Origin of the sequence: Dorea formicigenerans, from assembly GCF_025150245.1 — a bacterium.
GTDB classification, from domain to species: Bacteria; Bacillota; Clostridia; order Lachnospirales; family Lachnospiraceae; genus Dorea; species Dorea formicigenerans.
In genome coordinates this window covers 2,913,450-2,937,801 of record NZ_CP102279.1, presented here as the reverse complement: position 1 = coordinate 2,937,801, position 24,352 = coordinate 2,913,450, and the positions used below count along the sequence as shown (strand labels likewise).

Here is a 24,352-nt window from a genome sequence, read left to right as displayed (position 1 = left end):
ATGAGTATTTTTGACCAGAAAGTAATTAAATATGAAATGAAACCACTGAGTTCTCTGGAAAAGGTATTCCCAGATGAGACTCCGGTATACCGTATGGAATGTCAGATGTTAAGTGGTCTGTGGGGAGAGACGGTATCATTTCAGGTGGCATATACCGGTGATTTTGTAATGCGTGAGCGATTAGATGTGCGCGTAGTTTCTGAGCTTGCAGAGCATGTTCATGTGAGGACGGTGGAGATGGTTCCGGTCGGACGTGCGACAAATGGAATTGTAGATGATAATTATCTGAAGACGACTTCTGGATTGTATCCGGATCTTCTTAAAGATTTAAAGGACGGAAAAGTGATTGTCTATTCACACCAGTGGCGCAGCCTTTGGGTGGATGTGGATATTACAAATGAGATTCCGGCGGGAGAGTATGAGATAGAGCTTCAGCTTATCAAAGAAGGTGAAGTTGTATGTAGTGCAAAACAGAAAGTGACAGTTATCGGAACGGAACTTCCGAAACTGGATATTATGCACACAGAATGGATGCATGCAGATTGCCTGGCGGATTATTATCATGTAGAAGTGTTTTCAGAGGAACACTGGAAGCTTCTGGAAAATTACTTCCAGGAATATGTAAAACGTGATTGTAATATGATGCTGACCCCGTTATTCACTTCGCCGCTTGATACTGCAATTGGACTTGAGAGAACGACTTGTCAGTTGATTGACGTAGAAGTAAAAGATGGAGAGTACGTATTTGGATTTGAGAAGCTGAAGCGCTGGATCGATCTCTGTAAGAAATGTGGAATCGAGTATTTTGAAATGTCACATTTGTTCTCGCAATGGGGAGCAAAATATGCACCGAAGGTTGTTGCAACTGTAAATGGAAAGAAAGAGAAGATTTTTGGCTGGCATACACCGGCGGTCGGGGAATATACAAAATTCCTTGAGAGTTTTCTCCCACAGTTGACAGCAAAGCTAAGAAAATGGGAAATTGCAGATGTGACTTATTTTCACATTTCAGATGAGCCAAGAGAAGAACATTTGGAGTCTTATAAGGCTGCAAAAGAATCTCTTGGAAATATGCTGGACGGATTTCACACATTTGATGCATTATCCAGTTATGAATTTTACCGTCACGGTCTAATTGACAAGCCGGTTCCGGGAAATAATGAAATTGAGGAATTTTTGGCAAATGGTCTGACGGATATGTGGACTTATTATTGTACAGGACAGTTTTATGAAGTAAGTAACCGTTTTATGTCCATGCCGTCTGCGAGAAATCGTATTTACGGTGTGCAGCTGTATAAATATGAAATTATTGGAGTATTACATTGGGGCTATAATTTTTATAACAGCCAGTATTCCATTGAACACATTAATCCATATGAAGTGACAGATGCGGCCGGAGCATTTCCGTCAGGAGATCCATTCCTTGTATATCCAGGTGAAAATGGACAGCCAGAAGAGTCGCTTCGTATGATGGTACATGACGAAGCTATGACAGATCTGCGAGCACTGAAATTACTGGAATCTTTGACAAGTAGAGAGCATGTTATGGAGCTGATTGAAGGGAATCTGCCAGAGCCATTGACATTCAAGCGCTATCCAAAATCCGATATGTATCTGATTCAGTTAAGAGACAGGGTGAATCGTGAGATCAAGGAACTCACGGCTGAACGGAAATAAATCGGAAATAAACAGAGTGTCACTTGGTGAGAGATGGACGTGATTAGAGAGACAGATGTGATTATAGAGACAGGTGTGATTATAGAGACAGATGTGATTAGAGAGACAGATGTGATTATAGAGACAGATAAGACGCAGCTACCGAAACAAGCAAGTTGAAGCTGTCGAAATAATCAAGTTGAAGCTGCCAAAATGGGAATATAAATTGTTTATAGAGAACATTTATATGAATAAAAAAGCAACAATTTGTTGCAAAATATCAAAAAATTCCGAAAACATGATATAATAAATCACCAACGTAAAGGGTGATTGAATCACAATCACAAACGGTAATTCAACCGAGAAAAAAGAGAGAAGTTGTTCATTCAAAATCTTCTCTCTTTTTTATGGCATTTATTAACGCGCAGGATTACAACGCGCAGGATTATGTAGTATACATCTTGACAAAGTGCATGGGATAGATTAAAATTATGAGCAAATTGATATACTTTTTGGCGATGAATGGAATTAGTACATGTAAGCTGGCTCAGAGAGGACATTATATGGTGTGAGGTGTCTGCTATGAACTGCATGGAACCGGTCCTGGAGCCTCTGCATGAAAATGCAGCGTCTGACCAGCGTTAATGGAGAATGGAGAGAACTGTGCTGTCTGATATTTGCAACATAGCTACAGTTAATTTAGGGTGGTACCGCCGGAGCTTTCGGTCCCTGATATGGGGAGATGAAGAGTCGGCGGTTTTTTATATAATAGATAATTACATTTTTATTAAATTATATGAAAAGTTCCCGGCAGAAAAAGTAACTCCTCGGAAATAAAACATTTCCTGTAAAAGTACATTTTTGAAATGGAAATGAACAGAATTTTACAGAAATAAAAGAACAAGAAAAAGGAGAATTGTGATGGCAAAGGATAAGAAATTAGTAAAAAATATCACATCACGTGATGAAGATTTCGCACAGTGGTATACAGACGTTGTGCGAGAAGCACAGTTATGTGATTATTCAAGCGTAAAAGGATGCTTGAACTACCTTCCAAATGGATTTGCAATCTGGGAGCTTATAAAAGCTGACCTTGACAGAAGATTTAAAGAGACAGGTGTAGAAAATGTATATCTTCCATGCCTGATTCCAGAAGCACTTCTTGAGAAAGAAGCAGATCATATCGAAGGATTTGCACCAGAAGTAGCATGGGTAACACACGGTGGAATGGAGAGACTCCAGGAGAGATTTTGCGTAAGACCTACATCTGAGACATTGTTCTGTGACTTATGGGCAAGAACAGTACAGTCTTACAGAGATTTACCAAAAGTATGGAATCAGTGGTGCTCCGTACTTCGCTGGGAGAAGACAACGAGACCATTCCTTCGTTCCAGAGAATTCTTATGGCAGGAAGGCCACACGATTCATGCAACATATGAAGAGGCTGAACAAAGAACAATCCAGATGTGGCAGATTTACAAAGACTTCTACAAAGAGACAATGGCTGTACCATTTGTAGCAGGTAGAAAAGCAGAGCATGAGAAATTTGCAGGAGCTCAGGATACTTATACAGTAGAAGCACTGATGCACGACGGAAAAGCACTGCAGTCCGCAACAAGCCATTTCTTTGGAAGCGGATTTCCGGAGGCATTTGGAATTCAGTATATCGACAAAGACAATCAGCTTAAGAATGTTTACGAGACATCATGGGGATTGTCCACAAGAAGTATCGGAGCGCTTATCATGGTTCACGGTGACGATGACGGACTTGTTATCCCACCGCACCTTGCACCAGTTGAGTGTCGCGTAATTCCAATTGCTCAGCACAAAGAAGGAGTACTGGAAAAAGCAAATGAATTGCTTGATGAGCTGAAAAAAGCCGGATACAGAGTGAAGATTGATGATTCAGAGAAGAGTCCGGGATGGAAATTCTCAGAGCAGGAGATTCTCGGAATCCCAACACGTATTGAAATCGGACCAAAAGACATTGAAAATAATCAGGTTGTAGTAGTACGTCGAGATACCCGCGAGAAGATTGTTGTGTCCTTAGATGAAATAACAACAAAACTTCGTGAGATTCTTGAAACAATCCAGCAGGATATGTACAATAAGGCAGAAGAGTTCCTGAAAGCACACATCGATACAGCAGTAACGATGGACGAGATGAAAGAAAAATTCGCAGCAAACCGCGGATTCGTAAAAGCATGTTGGTGTGGAGATCCAGTATGTGAAGGCGAAGTGAAATATGAGACAGGCGGAGCTGCTACAAGATGTTTGATCGAAGATGAACCGATGATCTCTGATAAATGTATTTATTGCGGAAAACCAGCAAAACATATGGCATATTGGGGAAAATCTTACTAGAAAGAAACACAATTCAATTGGGGACGGAGTTTTTTTAAAAAACCTCCGTCCCCAATTGAATTTTATGGTATTGTGTTCGTAAATTTCTTGCATTATAGAAACAAATGTGTTAATTTAATTCTACAACGCAATTCTTGTTATTCATGATATTTCTACATTATTATCAGTATTTGGCGTGTCGCCGAGAATTGCCAACATTTATGGAAGAAAAGTAGATAGGGAGGAGGATGCCTATGCCGAGAAGAGCAAGGCGTGAAAGTGCAACGGGTTTTTATCATATTGTATCCAGAGGTTTGGATCGGGAAAATATTTTCGGTGAAAAACGCGAAAAAACCAGGTTTTTGAATTTGCTTAAAGACAATTTAAAAGATTGTAATATTGAGATCTATGCATATTGTGTTATGTCAAATCATTTTCACCTTTTAGCAAAAGCTGAGAAAGAAATTATGCCAATATTTATGGCAAAAGTGTTGGGAAGATATGCGAAATATTATAATTATAAGCATGATCGTACTGGTTATGTATTTGAAAATCGATATAATACGCAGTGTATAGAAGATGAAAGGTATTTTTGGAGCTGCTTGCGTTATATTCATATGAATCCAGTAAAAGCAAAAATATGTAGTAACATAATGCAATATGAACATAGCAGCATGAGGGAATATACTGGGAAAAGAAAGAATAGAGAAGTATTATGTGAAAAAGCATTAAAGTTATATGAGGAAAAATTTAAAGATGGGACATCAATTGGAACATTTCATCAGGAAAAGGATGAAAATGTGTTTTTAGATACAGAAGAGGAAGAGTATAGGCAGTATGTAGAATTGGCGTGGGAAATACTTTGGAACATGCAAGAACAAAGACAACTTCAAGGATTGGAGATTTTACAGTTCGTAGAAAGTAGAGTGCAATTCGAAAATGCAGTAAAAGAAAAGCTAGGAGTCTCGAAAAGTTATGTAAAGAGGATTAGAAAACAAATTGAAGGTGAACTTTACACAATTCAAAATGGGACAGGATAAGATTCAATTGGGGACGGAGTTTTTTTGAAAAAAACACGTCCCCAATTGAAAGTGTGTTATAATAATACAGATTAATAAGGAGGCATATGAGAATGGAAAACCGGAAGATTGTATTACCTGAGAATGTGAAAAAGATTATAGAGACGCTTCAGACACATGGTTATGAGGCTTATGCGGTCGGAGGATGTGTACGGGATTCCGTATTGGGACGAATTCCTCAAGATTGGGATATTACAACTTCTGCGATGCCTCAGGAAACAAAAACATTGTTTGATAAGACATTTGATACAGGGATTGAGCATGGAACAATTACAGTTTTGCTCGATCATGAAGGATACGAGGTGACGACCTATCGAATTGATGGAAAATATGAAGATAACAGACATCCGAAGGAGGTTACATTTACTAGGTCGTTAAAAGAGGATCTTCTCCGGCGAGATTTTACAATCAATGCGATGGCATATAATGATGCAGATGGACTTGTAGATATTTTTGGCGGAATGGAAGATTTGAAAAAAGGAGTTATTCGCTGTGTGGGAGATGCAACGGCAAGATTTTCGGAAGATGCTTTGCGTATATTAAGAGGAATACGGTTTGCGGCACAGCTTGGATTTGAAATTGATGACGAGGCGAGAATGGCTATGAAAGAGCTGGCTCCAACGCTTCGGAAAATTAGTGCAGAGCGAATTCAGGTGGAATTGGTAAAAACATTAGTTTCTGATAGACCGGATATGTTACGGACAGCTTATGAACTTGGAATTACAAAGCAGTTTTTGCCGGAATTTGATCTTCTTATGAAGACGGAACAGGAGACGCCACACCATATGTACAATGTAGGGGAGCATACATTACATGCATTAATGAGGGTGCGTCCGGATAGAATATTACGTATTACAATGTTGCTTCATGACATGGGGAAACCTGAGTACAAGACTATGGATGAGACGGGACAGGCACATTTTAAAAAACATGCAATTGGTAGTGAGCATATTGCCAAAGAAATTTTAAAAAGATTAAAATTTGATAATGAGACAATTCGAACTGTTGCAAGGCTGGTGCTTTATCATGATTATCGTATGCCGGCAGAAGCGAAAAATGTAAGGAGAGCCATGAATAAGATTGGCGAAGACATTTTCGAATATTATATGGAAGTGAGACGTGCGGATGTGTTAGCACAGAGTACATATTTGCGGGAACGAAAACTAAAAAATCTAGATGATATAGAAATACTGTATGCAAAAATTAAAGAGGCGAAGCAATGTGTTTCATTGAAAGAACTGGCTGTAAGTGGTAGCGATTTGATAGCTATTGGAATTAAGCCAGGAAAAGAAATTGGTGAAATATTGAATCGATTACTGGAAATGGTTATAGAAGATCCAGAATTGAATCAGAAAGAAATTTTACTGAAAAAAGCTACAATTTAAAAAGGGACAGGTTGAAGTTCAAATGGGGACGGGGTTTTTTTGAAAAAACTCCGTCCCCATTTGCATATTTTCGCAATTGTTTTCATAGGATAGAGAGAATATGTAGTAGAGTGCAGGGGGCTGAATATGCAAGATTATGAACGGGATAATATATTAGAACAATATGAAATTGCCGTAAATAGCACCCGGAAGACCAGGGGTGCTATTTTATGCAGCACAGATAAGGGTGTGTTTTTAATGAGAGAGGTAGGGGTATCTGAAAAGAGGCTTCCTGCGCTTATCGAATTGTATGAGTATTTTATGGATTATGGTTATCAAACTATAGATATGCCAGTGAAAAACCGGGAAGGAGATTATGTGACAAAGGGGTTTGATGGAAGTATTTACATGCTTAGACGAATGCCGCCGGGGCGGGAATGCGATGTAAGAAGAGCGGCAGAACTTTTTGAGGCAGCAGGTAATTTGGCGAAGATACATTTGTTGATGAGAAAAAAAATAATGGAAAATGTGTCGGAAGCGGAGAATTTGGAGGAGGGGTATATAAGACATAATCGAGAATTACGTAAAGTGCGGGCATACATCAGAAATGTTTCTCCGAAAGGGGAGTTTGAATATTTGTTCCTGGAGTATTTTGATCAGATGGAAGCATGGGCAGACGCAGCGGTTAAAAGCCTGAAAGCTTCGGGATATAAACAGCTTTATCAACAAAGCATTGATGCAGGATATATGGTACATGGTGAATACAATTACCACAATATTTTGTTTGATGCGACTTCTGAAAAAGATAATTATGGGCATAGAAAGTTAAATGTTTACACGGTGAATTTTGATCATTTTAAAAAGAATGTTCAAGTAGAGGATTTGTATTATTTCTTAAGAAAGGCAATGGAAAAACAAGGGTTCAAAGAATGGATCAGCGATGGAATACTCAATGCATATTCAGCAATTATACCGTTGGGGAAAAATGAATTGGAATATTTGAAAAATAGATTGATGTATCCAGAAAAATTTTTTAAAGTTGCAAATTCATATTATCATTCAAATAAAGCATGGATATCAATAAAAAATGTTGAAAAAATGCAGATGGCAGTTAGACAAATGAAGGAAAAAGAACATTTTTTAAATCACTTTTTTGATGCCCGGATTTAAATCTTAAAAATGCCTAAAAAGCCTATAAATACGCGGTAAAAAGGGTAAATATCCTTGACAAATATAGGGAAAACAGGTATAACAATATCTAGAGGCAGGGTGCCTAGATAAACAGGAGGAGGAAATTATCCATGAACAAAACAGAATTAGTAGCAGCTATTGCTGACAAAGCAGAGATTTCTAAGAAAGATTCTGAAAAAGCTTTAAAAGCTTTTGTTGATGTAGTTACAGAAGAACTTAAGAAAGGTCATAAGATTCAGTTAGTTGGATTCGGAACATTCGAGACAAGCGAGAGAGCTGCAAGAGAGGGAAGAAATCCGTCTACAGGGGAGACAATGAAGATTGAAGCTTGCAAAGCACCTAAGTTCAAAGCTGGTAAAGCATTAAAAGACGCTGTTAACGAGTAATGGATTAGTTCTAGATAAGTGTACGGGCGGGGAGTTGTTGGCTCCTCGTTCTTTTTGGTATATGGAAATTGTGTGTAAGAAGCGTACAATTTAATTGGGGACGGGGTTTTTTTGAAAAAACCCCGTCCCCAATTGGAAGAAAATGGAGAAATATTATGAGATTAGATAAATTTTTGAAGGTGTCGCGTTTAATCAAGCGCAGAACGGTTGCGAATGAAGCTTGTGATGCTGGGCGAGTGCTGGTCAATGGTAGTGTTGCGAAGGCTTCGGTCAAGGTTAAAGTTGGAGATATTATTGAAATTCAGTTTGGTACAAGAACTGTGAAAGTCGAAGTCCTGGATATTCAGGAGACGACGAAGAAGGAAGAGGCGAAAGACTTGTTCAAATATCTGTAATAAATGCAGGATACCTTTCATATGATTACTAAGAAAGGTTGTGATGTGCATGGATGAGAGAAATGTATCAAAACCAGCTATGCGGGGGCATAAACTGGTTTTGAATAACCGGACCGCAAGTCTGGTGACGGGTGTGAAGGATGTATTATCTTTTGATTTGAATGAAGTTCTACTGGAAACGGAGCAGGGAATGTTGATGGTGAAGGGGACGGACCTTCATGTAAACCGGCTGAGTCTGGAAAAAGGAGAAGTGGATTTGTCCGGAAATATTGACAGTATTGCTTATTCGGATGTGCATGCAGAACAAAAACAGGGAGAGAATTTATTTGCACGTTTGTTTCGTTAATGTGTGCGGAAAGTTGCAGGAAAGTCAATGATTGGGATTGAAAAAGAATTATTAATTTTTCTGACTGCATTTTCATCTGGATTATTTTTAAGAGGAACATACAGATGCCTGGAATGCTTCCGGGATATTGTGAAACATTCGTTTCTCGCAGTCGGAATAGAGGACTTGTTTTACTGGATTTTTGTGGAAATGTATCTGTTTGTGCAAATTTACCACACTAGTAGTGGTAGTGTGCGCTGGTATTATATACTAGGTGTTGTAGTTGGAGCGTGCTTGATGTCATGGCTTTTGCAGAAAGTTAAAAAAATGTGTAAAAAAATCTACACCCGTAAAACTTGATAAATTTCAGGGAAAAAGTTATTATTATAAAAAGGTATAAATCGGTGTGGGAACCGAAGACAAGGGTGAGTATTAATATGAAAGATACGAGGCGTAATAGCCGTAAGAGAAGGTCCAGGAGGCGGACGAATCAACACAAGTTGAGTGTGCTTGTAATTACAGGTGTAATTCTTTTGATGACAGCACTTGTAGTGGTCGGTGGAATTTCTCTTCGGGCGAAGGAGAAAAGTTATTTGGCTCAGGAGACGGAGCTTAAGAAACAGATAGATGAAGAGAAAGCCAGATCACAGGAGATAGACGATATGGAAGCATACGTTGGAACTGACGAGTATGTGGAAGAGATTGCGAAGGAAAAGCTTGGTCTGGTGAATGAAAATGAGATCATATTAAAAGCAAAGTAACGAATGAAAAAGCTTTGGGCGAAAGCCCGAAGCTTTTTTGTATAATAGGATTAGGGTGTCAAAAGACACGTTAATTAATATATGATTTTATTTGTACCTTGAAAATTTAACACGAATTGCGTTTGAGTTTTGCCTTAGACTTGTGGACTAACGATATTGTAGATGACTTTCTTGGTTGTTTTATGCCGTTTCTATTTTTGGAGCGCAATTATTCAAGCTATTGATATAATCCAATAGCTTTTGAAAATCCAATGTTGCTATCTGCGAATTTTCTTCACCGCTATAAGCACCATCTGCAACAATAAAAGCTCCTTCATCAAAAGTATTCTGTTGTTCCAGATAGTTTTTCATAAACTGATTATCAGCGTATATATTAGCTGGGAGATGACTCCCACCTCTATAGGTGGTGAGAAACAAGCTGGTATCAGTGGTGGGAGTCAATCCCCCAGCTGATATAGCCACCGGCAGGGCGCACATTGTCCGGTGGACAATGGTTTTGCGCCGACCGAAACGGAGTGTGGACTTGCAGAGGTGCGCAGTAGAAGTATGTCATGCAATTGCATGATGAGCACCTCGCAGCAAGAATGCCGAGGCATTCTTGAATTTACCAGATATCAATATGATTTCATTTCATATATCGTGTTAAGTTTTCAAGGTACAAATATATATCAAAGGTCAGTGACCTTTTGACATCCTAATCATAATAGAAATTGCATTTCCTATTATATAAAAAAGCCACCGGCAGGGCGCACATTGTCCGGTGGACAATGGTTTTGCGCCGACCGAAACGGAGTGTAGACTTGCAGAGGTGCGCAGTAGAAGTATGTCATACAATTGCATGACGCGCACCTCGCAACAAGAATGCCGAGGCATTCTTGAAAAAAGCGGAGCGGGAATACGAAAGCTGAGATAGAAGAATTAGTAAGGGGAGATTTTTATGCAGGAATTGAAAGAGCGGGGAGCACAGATTTTCACGAATCCGTATGTGATTCAAGTAGACAAGTTTGCAGGATCTTTAAAGAAGCTGTCAGATACATTTTCAAAGCTGGAGGATTATCGCGCTACATTTACAAATGAGGAAAATGACGACATTTTTGAGCGTGTGACTCAGAAGGTGTGTCGGGAGTGTGAAAATCGAGAAAAATGTCTGGGGGAGAGACGGCAGCAAACGTATCATATGATGCGGGAAATTCTGTGTGCGGTTCAGGACTACGGTGCCGAGCTAAATGTGGAATTAAAACGCAGGCTTATGAAGCAGTGCCTTTTGGCACCGAGATTTTTGCGGGAGACACTGGAAAATTATGAAAATGTGAGACAGAAGTTGATATGGAATAATAAAATGGTACAGAACCGGGAGGGCTTTGCTGCGCAGTTAAATGACCTGGCGAAGACTTTGTGCTATACGACTCACGAACTGGATGCCGGGATATTTGAAGATGAGCATTTGAAAAAGAAAATCCGAAATCAGTTAAAAAAGTCCGGAATCAAGATTTTGTCCTCGGTTTTTTATATGACCGCCCAGGGAAAATATGAGATACATTTGACGTTAAAGGCGTCCAAGGGGCATATTGTCGCTATGAAAGAACTGGCGTCAGAAGTTGGGAAAATGGCAGGCCGGATCATGGTTCCCGGGAGGGGAGAACGCCCAATTATCGGGGACGAGTACTGCACAGTTGCCTGCGTGGAAGGAGCAAGATTTCACACGATCCAGGGTGTGGCCAAAATAGGAAAAGGCAGCGAGAAAATTTCCGGAGATACATTTTTGACCTCGGACTTGCCGGGAGGAAGAAAAGGTGTGGCACTGTCAGACGGTATGGGTTCAGGTGAGCGCGCATTTCGGGAGAGTACGATGGTAGTGGAAATGTTAGAAGAGCTTTTAAACGCTGGATTCCCGGTAAAAACGGCAGTTCAGATTATGAATACAGCCCTCGTGACCGGTCGGGAAGAAGTAATGTTTTCCACGATTGATGTGGCGATTATTGATCTGTACGATGCAAGCTGTGAGATAGTAAAAGCAGGAGCAGCCACTACATATATAAAACGAAAAGATGAGGTGGAGGAAGTGCATTCTATTTCCCTTCCGATTGGTGCGCTGGCAAGGCTTGATATAGAACCGGAGCGGCGACAACTTGAAGATGGCGACTTTCTTGTTATGGTGACAGACGGTGTATTGGACACCTTGCCGACGGGGAAACAGGACAGCCTCATGGAAGAATTCATTTGTCAGGTGGAGTCCCAGAATCCGGGAGAAATGGCACATCACATTTTGAACCGGGTCATGGAATATGCAGGCGCAGCGCCTCTTGATGATATGACAATTCTTGTGACAGGAATCTGGAAGCTTTAGAATATCATTGTAGTTGAAGTATTTGCCTCTAAGAATAAAAAAGGAATATGGTCTATATGTAAATAGTGAAATAGAGAAAATATATGGAAAACTTGCAATTTGCGGGCAAATTTTATATATTGATATCAGAAATCAAAGCCATTCTTGAATAACAAATAAGCGAGGAAATGTTTGGGCAGATGATTAGAGAGTCGTCCTAACAGGATAAAGCAGATGTATCAGAAAGTAAAAGCTTATGTAGAAGAACAGCATATGCTGGAGAAAAAGGACAGAGTAATTGTAGGCGTATCGGGAGGTGCAGATTCCGTATGCCTGCTTTTTGTGCTTACAAAGCTTCGGGATGAACGACAAAAAAGCGGAGATGGAACGTTGGAAATTACGGCGGTGCATGTACATCATGGCCTTCGCGGAGATAGTGCTGACGCAGACGAGCGTTATGTGCGGAAAATTTGTGATGCGTGGAATGTTCCGCTTGTTGTTTATCATAAGAATATAAGAGAACTTGCAAAATGCTGGAATATGTCTGAAGAGGAAGCGGGCAGAAAGGCCAGGAGAGAGGCATTTCTGGAAGTAAGAAACCAGTATAGTGATGTTCCATGTGACAATGCTCAATATGGTGATATCCAGTCCCGCCATGCTGAGTGTGCCAATGGCAGACAAGAGAGCGCACAAGGTTTTGGGAAAATTGCGCTGGCACACCACAGAAATGATGAGGCCGAGACTGTGTTATTTCATTTGTGCCGGGGAACAGATGTCCGGGGACTTGGCGGGATTGCGCCGGTGTCCGGATTTTGGATTCGTCCACTTCTTAATATAGGAAGAAATGAGATTGAATCATATCTAGAAAAAGTGGGAATATCTTATTGTACAGACGAGACGAATGCAGAAAATGTTTATGCAAGAAATAAGCTTCGTAATCAGGTTATTCCACAACTGGAGGAAATAAATGAACAGGCAGTCTGGCACATTTCCAGAACAGCTCAGAGCGTGCGTGAACTTTGGAGTTATGTGGATATGCAGATTGAGGAGTATAAGAAAAAAGTGTTGCAGATAGAGCCACAATCATGTCGGAAAGAAACAAATCTTGCTACAGGAGCTATTAGTCTGATTCTGAATAAAAATGAATATGACAAAGTCCCGGTACCGTTAAAAAGTTATGTGATCCACCGGATCATCTGTGAAGCTGCGGGGCACGAGAAGGATATCAGTGCAGTACATGTACAGGCGGTAGAGGAGCTTTTGAACCGGCAGGTGGGACGGAAAATAGATTTGCCTTATGCTGTGACGGCGAGCCGCATTTATGGAGGAGTGAAGTTTGAAAAGAAACCAGTCATTTCTACAAAAATGATTGATCCAAACCATTTAAATGATGAAAATATAGAAAATCCAGAGGCTTTGTTTCAGTTCCGCATTTTCGAAAGACCGCCTGGAATGAAAGCATTTCCCGAAAAAACCTACACGAAATGGTTCGATTATGATATAATTAATAACACTGTGGAAATCAGACACAGACAGGCCGGAGATGTCCTTGCAATTAACAAAAATGGAGGAACGCAAAGGCTGAAAAAGTATTTTATTAATGAGAAAATTTCGCAGGAAGAGCGAGAGAAAGTCTGGCTGGTGGCAGATGGGCACGATATTATGTGGGTGGTCGGTCACAGACAGAGCCAGCGTTATCAGATTACAGAATCTACAAAAAAGATTTTAGAAATTCACTTTTGCAAAGGAGAAAATTATGGCAGAGACAGTAAGAGTATTAGTTGAGGAAGAAGAAGTTGATAAGAGGATCCGTGATCTTGGAGAGCAGATCAGTAAAGATTATGAAGGAAAAGAAGTGCATCTCATCTGTGTATTAAAAGGTGGCGTATTCTTTATGTGCGAACTGGCAAAGAGAATTACCGTGCCGGTGTCCATGGACTTTATGAGTGTTAGCAGTTATGGTGACGGAACAGCTTCAAGCGGTGTAGTTAAGATTGCAAAAGACCTTGATGAGACACTGGAAGGAAAAGATGTTCTGATCGTAGAAGATATCATTGATTCAGGAAGAACACTTTCTTATCTGATTGAAATTCTTAAAAAACGTGGACCAAAGAGCCTGAGACTTTGTACATTATTAGATAAACCGGAAAGACGTGTCAAAGACGTGAAGGTTGATTATGTCGGATTTAACATTCCAGATGAATTTGTTGTGGGCTACGGTCTGGATTATGCCCAGAAATATAGAAATCTTCCATACATCGGAGTTGTAGAAGGTGTGGAGTAGAAGGGAGCAAAAAGCTTGGACACTAGAAAAAATAAAGGAATCAGCGGAGCCGGTCTTTTAGTTCTTGTTGTATTCCTGTTTGCAGTGCTCTGGTTTACGAACATGTTCGAGAACCAGAGTGACAGACTTACCTGGAGTGAGTTTCAGACACTGGTTACAGGAGACAATGTAGACAGCATTTCTGTGATTCAGAATAAAAATGTGCCGACCGGACATGTGGAAATCAAACTGAAGAAGGAAGATAAAGACGGTAAGCAGGTGCGGTATCTGTATGTTTCAGATATTAATGAAGTGCAGGATTATCTGAAAGAGAATAAGCTGGACTATGATATGGCAGATGTTCCGCAGGACACATTATTTTCAACAACAATTCTGCCGGTGCTTCTTACACTTGCAGGTGTGATGTTCATTTTTATGATGATGAACCGTCAGGGAGGAAATGCCGGAAGCAAAGCCATGAGCTTTGGAAAGAGCCGTGCAAAGTTAAGCACAGACAGCGACAAGAAGGTTACATTTGATCATGTTGCAGGACTGAAAGAAGAGAAAGAGGAGCTGGAGGAGATTGTTGATTTCCTGAAAGAACCTAAGAAATATATCCAGGTTGGAGCGCGTATCCCGAAAGGAGTTCTCCTTGTGGGACCTCCGGGAACCGGAAAGACACTGCTGGCCAAGGCAGTAGCCGGAGAGGCAGGAGTTCCGTTCTTTACTATTTCCGGATCTGATTTTGTGGAAATGTTTGTCGGAGTCGGAGCTTCCAGAGTCCGTGACTTATTCGAAGAGGCTAAGAAAAATGCACCGTGCATCATTTTTATCGATGAGATTGATGCAGTCGCAAGACGAAGAGGAACCGGTATGGGCGGCGGTCATGATGAGCGTGAGCAGACATTGAACCAGTTACTTGTTGAGATGGACGGATTCGGTGTCAATGAAGGGATCATTGTCATGGCAGCAACGAACCGTGTCGACATTCTGGATCCTGCAATCCTTCGTCCGGGACGTTTTGACCGTAAAGTCGTAGTCGGAAGACCGGATGTACAGGGAAGAGAAGAAATTTTAAAAGTTCACGCAAAGGGAAAACCGCTCAGTGAGGAGATCGATCTGAAACAGATCGCGCAGACAACTGCAGGATTTGCAGGAGCAGATCTTGAAAACTTATTAAATGAAGCGGCAATTCTGGCAGCAAAAGCAGGACGCCTCTTCTTAAAGCAGGAAGACATCCAGAAAGCATTTATCAAAGTCGGAATCGGAGCAGAGAAAAAGAGCCGTGTTATTTCTGAAAAAGAAAGAAGAATCACAGCTTTCCACGAGGCAGGTCATGCAATTTTGTTCCATGTCCTTCCGGACGTGGGACCGGTGTACAGTGTATCTATCATTCCGACCGGAAGTGCCGGCGGATATACGATGCCGCTTCCGGAGCAGGACGAAATGTTCAATACAAAAGGCAAGATGCTGCAGGATATCACAGTGGCACTTGGCGGCCGTGTTGCGGAAGAAATCATTTTTGATGATATTACGACAGGAGCTTCTCAGGATATTAAACAGGCGACTGGTATTGCGAAATCCATGGTAACGAAGTTCGGTATGTCTGAGAAAGTCGGACTGATCAATTACGACGATGACAGCGATGAAGTTTTCATCGGAAGAGATCTTGCCCATGCTTCCAGGGGTTACGGTGAGAATGTTGCCGGTGTGATCGATCAGGAAGTAAAACGGATCATAGATGAGTGCTATGCAAAGGCGAAGAGCATTATTCATGAGTACGATCATGTACTTCATGCATGTGCAGAACTGCTTTTGGAAAAAGAAAAGATTTCCAGAGAAGAGTTTGAAGCGTTGTTTGGAGATGAAGCATAGATGAATAAGAAAGCATTATTTTGCGACGGTACTTCGCAGTATGTGAATCCGTCCGAACCGGAGCGCAACGAAGAAGTTGTGTTCCGGTTCCGTACCGCTAAGGACGATGCAGAACATGTCTGCCTTGTTCACGAGAAAATCCGGTATGAGATGGAGAAGGCACAGACGGGCGAAGTATTTGACTATTATGAGATAAAAAGACAGCTGGGCGAGGAGCCGTTCCGGTATTATTTTGAGATCCGAAGCGGCAGTGAAGTATGCTATTATAACCGGTGCGGAGTGTCAGAGCGAGTGGTGTCAGACTATGATTATGTAGTCTGTCCGGGCTTTCGTACACCGAAGTGGGCGAAAGGCGCAGTCATGTATCAGATATTTACAGATCGTTTCTGCAACGGTGCCCCTGACAATGATGTGGAAGACCGGGAATATTACTATATCGGAGACTACAGTAGAAAAGTTACAGACTGGAACCGCTATCCGGCAACCATGGATGTGCGGGAATTCTATGGTGGAGATTTAAAAGGAGTCTGGGATAAACTGGACTATTTACAGGATCTTGGAGTAGAAGTGTTATACTTTAATCCAATTTTTGTATCTCCTTCCAATCACAAATATGACATTCAGGATTATGATTACATTGATCCTCATTATGGAGTGATTGTTGAAGACGGCGGAAATATACTGGCAGAGGGCGATCATGAAAATGCCAATGCCACGAAATATCAAAAACGAGTGACGGACAAAAAGAATCTGGAAGCCAGCAATGAATTTTTTGTTCAGTTTGTGGAAGAGGTGCATCGGCGCGGCATGAAGGTGATTCTGGATGGAGTGTTCAATCACTGTGGATCCTTCAATAAATGGCTGGACAGAGAACGCATTTACGAGAAACAGGAAGGGTATGCACCGGGAGCATATGTCAGCGCAGACAGCCCGTATCGCAGCTATTTCCGGTTCTTTCAGGAAGAGCGGGAACGCTGGCCATACAATGGTTCATATGACGGATGGTGGGGACATGATACACTGCCGAAGCTGAACTACGAAGATTCACCGAAACTGGAAGCTTATATTTTTGAGATTGCGAAGAAATGGGTGTCACCGCCGTACAATGCGGATGGCTGGCGCTTGGATGTGGCAGCGGATCTTGGAAGAAGTAACGAGTACAATCACGAATTCTGGAAAAAGTTCCGTAAAGTTGTAAAAGAAGCAAATCCGGAAGCACTGATTCTGGCGGAGCATTACGGAGATCCAAGCGAGTGGCTGGAAGGTGATGAGTGGGATACCATCATGAACTACGACGCATTTATGGAGCCGGTCACCTGGTTTTTGACTGGGATGGAGAAGCACAGTGACGAGGCAAGAGAAGACTTAAGAGGCAACGCCGACGCATTTGTAAATGCGATATGTCATCACATGAGCAATATGATGACGCCGTCCCTGCAGGTTTCCATGAATGAATTGTCGAATCATGACCATTCCAGATTCCTGACGAGAACGAATCACAGAGTCGGCCGTGTGCAGGAACTGGGGGCAGAAGCAGCCAATGAAAATGTCAATGTGGCAGTTATGCGTGAGGCGGTCGTTATGCAGATGACGTGGCCGGGCGCACCAACTGTTTATTATGGCGACGAGGCCGGCGTGTGCGGATTCACGGATCCAGACAACCGACGTACGTATCCGTGGGGGCATGAGGATCAGGAGCTGATCGCATTTCACAGAGAAATGATCCGGATCCACAAGCGATACCCGGTGTTCAGGGAAGGTTCTGTTCAGATGCTTGAGTGGCGGGAAAATGTATTGGCTTATGCAAGAACAGATCAGAACCAGCGGATTGTTGTAATCATTAATAACAGTGATGCTCTGGAGGAAGTAACGGTTCCTGTATGGCAGGCAGAAATCCCGATGCGTGGACGTATGAGAAGGCTGATGTATTCTTATCATGAGGGCTACACAACTGAGTACGAAGAGTATATAGTAGAAGATGGAGAGATAGTTGTAAACATGGGTGCGTACTCCGCACTTGTTTTGAAGGAGATGGACGTTAATTATGGATAGGTTAGACGTAAAACTTTGGGCGCTTGCAGAAAAAGGACAGATTGTTCCGGACCGGTCACTTCTTAAGACACCGGAGCAGATTGCCGAAATCAGAAAGAGCGCTGACCTCAACACAGCAGTACTGGATCATGTGGCTGCACATATCAAAGCTGGTATGAGCACAGCGCAGATCGATAAGCTTGTATATGATTTCACGACAGAACACGGAGGAATTCCGGCACCGCTTGGATATGAAGGATTTCCAAAGAGTGTGTGTACATCGATCAATAATGTTGTATGCCACGGAATTCCAAGTGAGAATGAAATCCTTGTAGAAGGGGATATTATCAATGTAGACGTATCAACCATTTTAAATGGATATTATTCAGATGCTTCTCGTATGTTCAAGATTGGAAATGTGTCCGAAAGAGCAGAACGGATCGTGCGTGTAACACAGGAGTGTGTAGAGCGTGGCCTAAAGGCAGCAAAGCCATGGGGGCATCTGGGAGATATTGCATACGCGATCAACACGCATGCAAAGAAAAATGGATATTCTGTTGTAGAGGAAATTGGAGGACATGGAATTGGTCTTGAATTCCACGAAGAGCCATTTGTAAGTTATGTAACACCAAAAGGCAGTGAAATGGTGCTTGTTCCTGGTATGATGTTCACAATCGAGCCGATGATCAACGAGGGAACACCGGAGTTCTATGTAGATGAGGATAACGGCTGGACCGTATATACAGATGATGACGGATTGTCAGCCCAGGTAGAGTACATGGTACTTGTAAAAGAAAAGAGTGTAGAAGTACTGACGAAATAATAGATAGCAAAGCTGTTTGATACTGGTTACAGCAACTGCTGCTGTGAGCAGATATGATTCCATAGACAGGAATTATTAGATGACTTTAAGATAATGACACGAGATGCAGGAGGAAAAACAGATGCTTAGAATTGGAATGTTGACAAGTGGTGGAGACTGTCAGGCACTGAATGCAGCAATGCGCGGCGTGGTGAAAGGACTGTTTCAGGCACGTAAAGACGTGGAGATTTATGGATTTGAAGAGGGATATAAAGGTTTGATCTACTCGAACTTCAGAATGCTTAAAGCTGAAGATTTCTCAGGAATTTTAACAGTCGGAGGAACAATCCTTGGAACTTCAAGACAGCCGTTCAAACTAATGCGTGTACCGGATGAAAATGGGCTGGACAAAGTAGAAGCTATGAAGCACACTTATCACAAGTTAAGTCTGGATTGTCTTGTGATTCTTGGTGGAAATGGAACTCATAAGACAGCAAACCTTCTGCGTGAGGAAGGCTTAAATGTTGTGACGCTTCCGAAGACGATCGACAACGATCTGTGGGGAACAGATATGACATTTGGATTCCACAGTGCGGTTGAAGTCGCAACAGATACGATCGATCGTATCCATACAACAGCAACTTCCCACAACCGTGTATTTATTATTGAGATCATGGGACATAAAGTCGGCTGGGTAACGCTGCACGCAGGAATTGCAGGCGGTGCCGACATTATTCTGCTTCCGGAGATTCCTTATGACATGGATGTGATTGCAGAGGCAATAGACAAGCGTGCCAAATCAGGTAAAAAGTTTACCATTATCGCAGTGGCAGAAGGAGCTATTTCCAAGGAAGACGCGAAGCTTTCCAAGAAAGAATTAAAGGACAAACAGGCAAAGAAGAAATATCCTTCTGTAGCTTATGAGATGGCAGAAAAAGTTCAGAAGAGAACTCAGCAGGAAGTGCGTATCGCAATTCCCGGACACACACAAAGAGGTGGATCCCCGTGTCCATTTGACCGTGTATTGTCAACAAGACTCGGCGCAGAAGCTGCCCGCGCGATCTTAGATGAAAATTATGGTTGTATGATGTCCGTAAAGAATGATAAGATTGTTCGTGTTCCGCTTAGTGAAGTAGCAGGAAAGTTAAAATATGTTGATCCGAAGTCTGAGATCATTAGACAGGCAAAGATCACCGGAATTAGTTTTGGAGATGAATAATAACCATGTCATATATGGCTTTATACCGGAAATTCCGGCCAAATGAATTTGAAGATGTAAAGGGACAGGATGCAATTGTGCGGACGCTTAAGAATCAGATTGAAGCAGATCGTATCGGACACGCATACCTGTTCTGTGGAACAAGGGGAACCGGAAAAACAACGGTTGCCAAGATATTTGCAAAAGCAGTTAACTGTGAACACCCAGTAGACGGAAGCCCGTGTGGAGAGTGTGCAGTTTGTAAGGCGATTGCCGCGGGCAATTCCATGAATGTGATTGAAATCGATGCGGCTTCCAACAATGGTGTCGATAACATTCGTGAAATCCGGGAAGAGGTCGCCTACCGTCCAACAGAAGGACGTTATAAAGTGTATATCATTGATGAGGTGCATATGCTGTCTATCGGGGCCTTTAATGCACTTTTGAAGACGCTGGAAGAGCCGCCGGAGTATGTCATATTTATACTGGCGACTACAGAGGCGCATAAGATTCCAGTCACGATTTTAAGCCGGTGTCAGAGATATGATTTTAAACGCATTTCCATCGAGACTATTTCAGCAAGATTGCAGGAATTGATTAATAAAGAAGGATGGGATGTAGAAGAAAAGGCAGTCCGATATATTGCACGTATGGGAGACGGTTCCATGCGTGATGCATTAAGTCTCTTGGATCAGTGTGCTGCATTTTACATCGGACAGAAGCTGACATACGACCATGTGCTGGAAGTACTGGGGGCGGTGGACACGGAAGTATTCAGCCGGCTGCTTCGTAAGATTTTGGACAGAGATGTACACAGTGTCGTTGAGATTGTAGATGAGCTGGTCATGCAGGGAAGAGAACTGTCGCAGCTCTCAGCAGATTTTACGTGGTATCTCAGAAACCTTCTGCTTGTCAGAAGCTCTGATGATATGGAAGATGTGTTAGATGTATCCAGTGAGAATCTGGCACGGCTGAAAGAAGAGGCTCAGATGATTGAGGATGATGCATTGATCCGGTATATTCGCGTATTTTCAGATTTGACCAGTCAGTTAAAATATTCAACCCAGAAGAGGGTCATGCTGGAGGTAGCACTGATTAAATTGTGTCGTCCGGCAATGGAGACAAATCCAGATACATTGCTTGACCGCCTGCGGGCAATAGAGGAAAAGCTGGAAAACGGTGATTTTATGGAAAATGCGGCGAGAGAACGTATTGTCTATGTAAATGGACCGGAAGGAGCAGAACAGGAACCGAAGAAAAAGCCGGAACTTCCGGAAGCTCTGAATGAAGATGTAAAACAAGTGGCAAAAGATTTCCGTAAACTCACATCGGATGCATCGCCAATGCTGCGGAATTATCTGAAGCAGGCAAGACTAAGTGCAGGAGAAGGAAACAGACTTCTGATCGTATTGCCGGATGCAGTAGGAGCCGGGGTAGTAGGAACAGAAGAACATAAAGAAGAAATCAGAAATCTGATCGAGAGTAAAATCGGAAAAAAACTGGACATCGATGTCCGTCAGGTAGAAGAAGGACGGAGATTTGAGGACAGTTTTGTAGATATAGAAAAACTAATCAATATGGATATTGTAGTGGAGGATGATTAATTATGGCAAAAAGAGGTGGATTTCCAGGAGGCGGAATGCCGGGGAACATGGCAAACTTAATGAAGCAGGCTCAAAAGATGCAGCGTCAGATGGAAGAGCAGGCAAAAGAAATGGAGACAAAAGAATTTACAGCAACTGCTGGTGGCGGAGCTGTAGAAGTCACAGTATCAGGATCCAAAAAACTTGTAAAAGTAAAACTGGATGAAGAAGTTGTAGATCCAGATGATGTAGAAATGTTAGAAGATCTTCTTGTGGCAGCAGTGAACGAGGCACTTGACAAAGTAGATGAAGCATCTGCAGCAAGTATGTCCAAATTCACAGGAGGCATGAATGGATTACTATAGTAACCAGATCAGCAAATTGATTGACGAGCTGTCCAGATTGCCGGGCATTGGTGCAAAGTCAGCATCCAGACTGGCATTTCATCTGATACATATGCCGAAAGAAGAGGTGAAACGTCTGGCAGACACTATGGTCGAGGCAAGAGAAAATGTACGTTACTGCAAAGAATGCTGCACCCTGACGGATCAGGAACTCTGCCCAATCTGTAGTAATTTAAATCGCGATCATAAGACAATTATGGTTGTAGAGAATACAAGAGACCTGGCAGCTTACGAAAAGACAGGAAAATACAACGGCGTCTACCATGTACTTCACGGCGCAATCTCCCCGATGCTTGGCATCGGTCCGGGAGACATCAAGCTGAAAGAACTGATCCGGCGCCTGGAAGGCGATGTAGAAGAAGTCATCATTGCGACAAATTCAAGCCTGGAAGGCGAGACGACCGCGATGTATATCAGCAAGCTGATAAAACCCACCGGAGTCAAAGTCAGCCGCATTGCCAGCGGCGTGCCGGTAGGCGGAGATCTGGAGTATATTGATGAAGTAACATTATTGCGTGCATTAGAAGGACGCACACAATTGTGAAAAGTGCTAAAAAAGAAAATTTGGGACGGGGTTTTTCTAAAAACAATGTCATTAAGTTAAGGATTTTAGTAGTGTGAAAAGTAGTTTTTTACTTTTTGCACTACTTTTTTTGCCTAAAAGCTTGACAAAACTTCACAAAAGTGTGGCGAAGCCATTTGAATATATTCTTTTTTAGGAGGTTCAAATGGCAAATATTTCTTTTATTGTAAAGCAAAAACTGGAGTCTGCTATAAAAATATTATGCAGAGATTTTTCATCACACGTAAAGCGTCCGGGAAAAGACTTTTCTAGGAATCGTAAACTTCCATTTGAAGAGGTGATTCGATTCCTTCTCCCTCTGCAAGGACAATGTATGGATCAGGAATTATTCCGTCACTTTTCAAAGAAACCACTCTTCTTTTCAACAGACTATTCGGGTATTCCGCATAGTTCCGCTATGATTCAGGCTCGGCAAAAACTTTCAGATTCTGCAATGCCGGCCTTGTTCCATTCGTTTACAGAGACTTGTAAAAAAGGTGCGCTTTTCCAGGGTTACCAACTTCTGGCAATAGATGGTTCCCAGTTTTCTGTCCCGGAAAATCTAAAAGAACCACTATGCTGGCGTAAGATACCCAATATCTCAAAGGGAAGAAATGTGATACATTTAAATGCTATGTACCATCTTCAGAGTGGTATTTTTGAAGATGTCGTTTTTCAGCCAATCTGTGAATGTAATGAGCATAAAGCCCTGGCTCAAATGGTAGACCGCCGGTCTTCTGCGTTTCCTGCTATTTTTATGGCTGATCGGGGATACGAAAGTTATAATACTTTCGCCCATATAGAACAAAAAGGGGATAAATACGTGGTTCGGGGAAGAGAATCAGGTACAGGTATCTGTTCTGGTCTGAATCTTCCTGATACAGAAGAATACGATATCGAAAAAGAACTTTATATCTGTAAAAAACATAGCAAAAAAGTAAAAACAAACCCACGAAAATATAAACGAATTCGCAGTGATGCAACATTTGATTTTTTCACAGACGATTGTGAGGAATATCGATTAAATCTTAGAATTGTAAAAATAAAACTCTCTGAAACCACAACTGAAGTACTGTTTACAAATCTTTCTAAAGAGAAATTTTCGGCAGATGATTTAAAACGGTTATATCATATGCGCTGGGGAATTGAAACTGCATTTGACCAGTTAAAATATGCGCTTGGCGCTGCATCTGTTCATTCTAAGAACTCAGAATTAATCATACAAGAATTGTATGGAAAGCTAATTATGTTCAATTTTTGTAAAACTATAGTTGGTGGAATTGCGGTAAAACAGCAGGAATACTGGAAATATGAATATAAATTGAATATAAAAATGGCAATGTGTATTTGTAGAGAATTCTGGTGCTCCCAGACTTTAGCAGCACCAGAGGTTGAAAAAATGTTGCTGAACTATCTTGTCCCCATAAGGGATAACCGGACTTTTCCACGAGATACGGTTAAAAAGTCAGCAATAGCATTCAATAGTAGGATAGCATAAGATTGTAAAAATGAAAATAGGAACCATGAGAAAGCAGGGATTTTTCGCTGCTTACTTGTAGTATCCTTGAAAAACAAGAAGCCTTGACAATCCATAAAAAAGAAGTGTCAAAGCCTCAATAATTACAATTTTATCCTTAACTTAATGACATTGTTTCTAAAAAAACCCCGTCCCCAATTTTTTCAACTACCGCGTATTTCCGCCTTTTTTCTCCTCTCACACCTGTCCCCAATTGATTTGTGCAGTTTTACTGCTTGACAAAATATATCTTGATATATGCAGGCAACTGGTCTATAATTTGCTTAGGTGG

22 protein-coding genes and 1 other annotated feature are annotated in these 24,352 nt (G+C 41.6%); of the genes, 21 read left to right on the top strand and 1 reads right to left on the bottom strand.

Features of this window, described 5'->3' with window-relative positions:
* From NQ560_RS14315 to NQ560_RS14270, 10 genes are all read left to right on the top strand, one after another.
* Complete coding sequence (locus tag NQ560_RS14315; RefSeq protein ID WP_005335200.1) at positions 1 to 1,677, top strand: DUF4091 domain-containing protein; 1,677 nt, start codon at positions 1 to 3, stop codon at positions 1,675 to 1,677.
* 488 nt (positions 1,678 to 2,165) lie between these two features.
* Positions 2,166 to 2,390: a binding site (T-box leader), on the top strand.
* Between the two features lie 187 nt (positions 2,391 to 2,577).
* Entirely contained in the window at positions 2,578 to 4,020 is a 1,443-nt protein-coding gene (gene proS, locus NQ560_RS14310) for a proline--tRNA ligase (protein WP_005335210.1), read from the top strand.
* A 233-nt stretch (positions 4,021 to 4,253) separates the two neighbouring features.
* Entirely contained in the window at positions 4,254 to 5,039 is a 786-nt protein-coding gene (locus NQ560_RS14305) for a transposase (RefSeq protein ID WP_040015634.1), read from the top strand.
* A gap of 92 nt (positions 5,040 to 5,131) precedes the next feature.
* The gene (locus NQ560_RS14300) at positions 5,132 to 6,463 is read left to right on the top strand and encodes a CCA tRNA nucleotidyltransferase (RefSeq protein WP_005335214.1); all 1,332 of its coding nucleotides are present in this window, start codon (positions 5,132 to 5,134) and stop codon (positions 6,461 to 6,463) included.
* A gap of 126 nt (positions 6,464 to 6,589) precedes the next feature.
* Positions 6,590 to 7,612 (top strand): protein kinase family protein, encoded by a 1,023-nt coding sequence (locus NQ560_RS14295; RefSeq protein ID WP_005335216.1) that lies wholly within the window; start codon positions 6,590 to 6,592, stop codon positions 7,610 to 7,612.
* Between the two features lie 131 nt (positions 7,613 to 7,743).
* Positions 7,744 to 8,019 (top strand): HU family DNA-binding protein, encoded by a 276-nt coding sequence (locus tag NQ560_RS14290; RefSeq protein WP_005335218.1) that lies wholly within the window; start codon positions 7,744 to 7,746, stop codon positions 8,017 to 8,019.
* A 155-nt stretch (positions 8,020 to 8,174) separates the two neighbouring features.
* Complete coding sequence (locus NQ560_RS14285; protein ID WP_005335220.1) at positions 8,175 to 8,414, top strand: RNA-binding S4 domain-containing protein; 240 nt, start codon at positions 8,175 to 8,177, stop codon at positions 8,412 to 8,414.
* A 49-nt stretch (positions 8,415 to 8,463) separates the two neighbouring features.
* Entirely contained in the window at positions 8,464 to 8,760 is a 297-nt protein-coding gene (yabP, locus tag NQ560_RS14280) for a sporulation protein YabP (RefSeq protein WP_005335222.1), read from the top strand.
* Positions 8,761 to 8,787: 27 nt separating this feature from the next.
* Entirely contained in the window at positions 8,788 to 9,099 is a 312-nt protein-coding gene (gene yabQ / locus NQ560_RS15815) for a spore cortex biosynthesis protein YabQ (protein ID WP_005335224.1), read from the top strand.
* 77 nt (positions 9,100 to 9,176) lie between these two features.
* Positions 9,177 to 9,500, top strand: a complete 324-nt coding sequence (locus NQ560_RS14270) for an FtsB family cell division protein (protein WP_040015635.1) — start codon at positions 9,177 to 9,179, stop codon at positions 9,498 to 9,500.
* 180 nt (positions 9,501 to 9,680) lie between these two features.
* Here NQ560_RS14270 and NQ560_RS14265 read toward each other — a convergent pair whose 3' ends face one another.
* Positions 9,681 to 9,962, bottom strand: coding sequence for a hypothetical protein (locus tag NQ560_RS14265; RefSeq protein ID WP_040015636.1), 282 nt, complete (start codon positions 9,960 to 9,962; stop codon positions 9,681 to 9,683).
* 475 nt (positions 9,963 to 10,437) lie between these two features.
* Between NQ560_RS14265 and NQ560_RS14260 the strand changes: the two genes are divergently transcribed.
* From NQ560_RS14260 to NQ560_RS14210, 11 genes are all read left to right on the top strand, one after another.
* The gene (locus tag NQ560_RS14260; RefSeq protein WP_005335233.1) at positions 10,438 to 11,847 is read left to right on the top strand and encodes a SpoIIE family protein phosphatase; all 1,410 of its coding nucleotides are present in this window, start codon (positions 10,438 to 10,440) and stop codon (positions 11,845 to 11,847) included.
* A gap of 213 nt (positions 11,848 to 12,060) precedes the next feature.
* Positions 12,061 to 13,611, top strand: a complete 1,551-nt coding sequence (tilS, locus tag NQ560_RS14255) for a tRNA lysidine(34) synthetase TilS (protein ID WP_005335259.1) — start codon at positions 12,061 to 12,063, stop codon at positions 13,609 to 13,611.
* A complete protein-coding gene (gene hpt, locus NQ560_RS14250) occupies positions 13,583 to 14,110 on the top strand; it encodes a hypoxanthine phosphoribosyltransferase (protein ID WP_005337320.1) in 528 nt (175 codons plus the stop codon). Before tilS ends, hpt begins: the two co-directional genes overlap by 29 nt.
* A 15-nt stretch (positions 14,111 to 14,125) precedes the next feature.
* Positions 14,126 to 15,964, top strand: coding sequence for an ATP-dependent zinc metalloprotease FtsH (gene ftsH, locus NQ560_RS14245; protein WP_005335266.1), 1,839 nt, complete (start codon positions 14,126 to 14,128; stop codon positions 15,962 to 15,964).
* Positions 15,965 to 18,016, top strand: a complete 2,052-nt coding sequence (locus tag NQ560_RS14240) for a glycoside hydrolase family 13 protein (RefSeq protein ID WP_005335268.1) — start codon at positions 15,965 to 15,967, stop codon at positions 18,014 to 18,016.
* Complete coding sequence (map, locus tag NQ560_RS14235) at positions 18,009 to 18,818, top strand: type I methionyl aminopeptidase (protein WP_005335270.1); 810 nt, start codon at positions 18,009 to 18,011, stop codon at positions 18,816 to 18,818. Before NQ560_RS14240 ends, map begins: the two co-directional genes overlap by 8 nt.
* A gap of 121 nt (positions 18,819 to 18,939) precedes the next feature.
* Positions 18,940 to 20,016 carry a 6-phosphofructokinase gene (locus NQ560_RS14230; RefSeq protein ID WP_040015637.1) on the top strand — a complete coding sequence of 359 codons (1,077 nt, stop codon included), beginning with the start codon at positions 18,940 to 18,942 and terminating at the stop codon, positions 20,014 to 20,016.
* Positions 20,017 to 20,021: 5 nt separating this feature from the next.
* The gene (gene dnaX / locus NQ560_RS14225; RefSeq protein ID WP_040015638.1) at positions 20,022 to 21,599 is read left to right on the top strand and encodes a DNA polymerase III subunit gamma/tau; all 1,578 of its coding nucleotides are present in this window, start codon (positions 20,022 to 20,024) and stop codon (positions 21,597 to 21,599) included.
* Positions 21,600 to 21,601: 2 nt separating this feature from the next.
* Positions 21,602 to 21,943, top strand: a complete 342-nt coding sequence (locus tag NQ560_RS14220; protein WP_005335276.1) for a YbaB/EbfC family nucleoid-associated protein — start codon at positions 21,602 to 21,604, stop codon at positions 21,941 to 21,943.
* On the top strand, positions 21,930 to 22,526 hold the full coding sequence (recR, locus tag NQ560_RS14215) for a recombination mediator RecR (protein WP_005335277.1): 597 nt from the start codon (positions 21,930 to 21,932) through the stop codon (positions 22,524 to 22,526). The genes NQ560_RS14220 and recR overlap by 14 nt, the downstream gene beginning before the upstream one ends.
* 184 nt (positions 22,527 to 22,710) lie before the next feature.
* Positions 22,711 to 24,042, top strand: coding sequence for an IS4 family transposase (locus tag NQ560_RS14210; RefSeq protein WP_005331271.1), 1,332 nt, complete (start codon positions 22,711 to 22,713; stop codon positions 24,040 to 24,042).
* Positions 24,043 to 24,352 lie beyond the last annotated feature (310 nt).

Coding starts and splice junctions, on each gene's coding strand:
- NQ560_RS14315 (WP_005335200.1), top strand. CDS start 1: ATGAGTATTTTTGACCAGAAAGTAATTAAATATGAAATGAAACCACTG.
- proS (WP_005335210.1), top strand. CDS start 2,578: ATGGCAAAGGATAAGAAATTAGTAAAAAATATCACATCACGTGATGAA.
- NQ560_RS14305 (WP_040015634.1), top strand. CDS start 4,254: ATGCCGAGAAGAGCAAGGCGTGAAAGTGCAACGGGTTTTTATCATATT.
- NQ560_RS14300 (WP_005335214.1), top strand. CDS start 5,132: ATGGAAAACCGGAAGATTGTATTACCTGAGAATGTGAAAAAGATTATA.
- NQ560_RS14295 (WP_005335216.1), top strand. CDS start 6,590: ATGCAAGATTATGAACGGGATAATATATTAGAACAATATGAAATTGCC.
- NQ560_RS14290 (WP_005335218.1), top strand. CDS start 7,744: ATGAACAAAACAGAATTAGTAGCAGCTATTGCTGACAAAGCAGAGATT.
- NQ560_RS14285 (WP_005335220.1), top strand. CDS start 8,175: ATGAGATTAGATAAATTTTTGAAGGTGTCGCGTTTAATCAAGCGCAGA.
- yabP (WP_005335222.1), top strand. CDS start 8,464: ATGGATGAGAGAAATGTATCAAAACCAGCTATGCGGGGGCATAAACTG.
- yabQ (WP_005335224.1), top strand. CDS start 8,788: ATGATTGGGATTGAAAAAGAATTATTAATTTTTCTGACTGCATTTTCA.
- NQ560_RS14270 (WP_040015635.1), top strand. CDS start 9,177: ATGAAAGATACGAGGCGTAATAGCCGTAAGAGAAGGTCCAGGAGGCGG.
- NQ560_RS14260 (WP_005335233.1), top strand. CDS start 10,438: ATGCAGGAATTGAAAGAGCGGGGAGCACAGATTTTCACGAATCCGTAT.
- tilS (WP_005335259.1), top strand. CDS start 12,061: ATGTATCAGAAAGTAAAAGCTTATGTAGAAGAACAGCATATGCTGGAG.
- hpt (WP_005337320.1), top strand. CDS start 13,583: ATGGCAGAGACAGTAAGAGTATTAGTTGAGGAAGAAGAAGTTGATAAG.
- NQ560_RS14240 (WP_005335268.1), top strand. CDS start 15,965: ATGAATAAGAAAGCATTATTTTGCGACGGTACTTCGCAGTATGTGAAT.
- map (WP_005335270.1), top strand. CDS start 18,009: ATGGATAGGTTAGACGTAAAACTTTGGGCGCTTGCAGAAAAAGGACAG.
- NQ560_RS14230 (WP_040015637.1), top strand. CDS start 18,940: ATGCTTAGAATTGGAATGTTGACAAGTGGTGGAGACTGTCAGGCACTG.
- dnaX (WP_040015638.1), top strand. CDS start 20,022: ATGTCATATATGGCTTTATACCGGAAATTCCGGCCAAATGAATTTGAA.
- NQ560_RS14220 (WP_005335276.1), top strand. CDS start 21,602: ATGGCAAAAAGAGGTGGATTTCCAGGAGGCGGAATGCCGGGGAACATG.
- recR (WP_005335277.1), top strand. CDS start 21,930: ATGGATTACTATAGTAACCAGATCAGCAAATTGATTGACGAGCTGTCC.
- NQ560_RS14210 (WP_005331271.1), top strand. CDS start 22,711: ATGGCAAATATTTCTTTTATTGTAAAGCAAAAACTGGAGTCTGCTATA.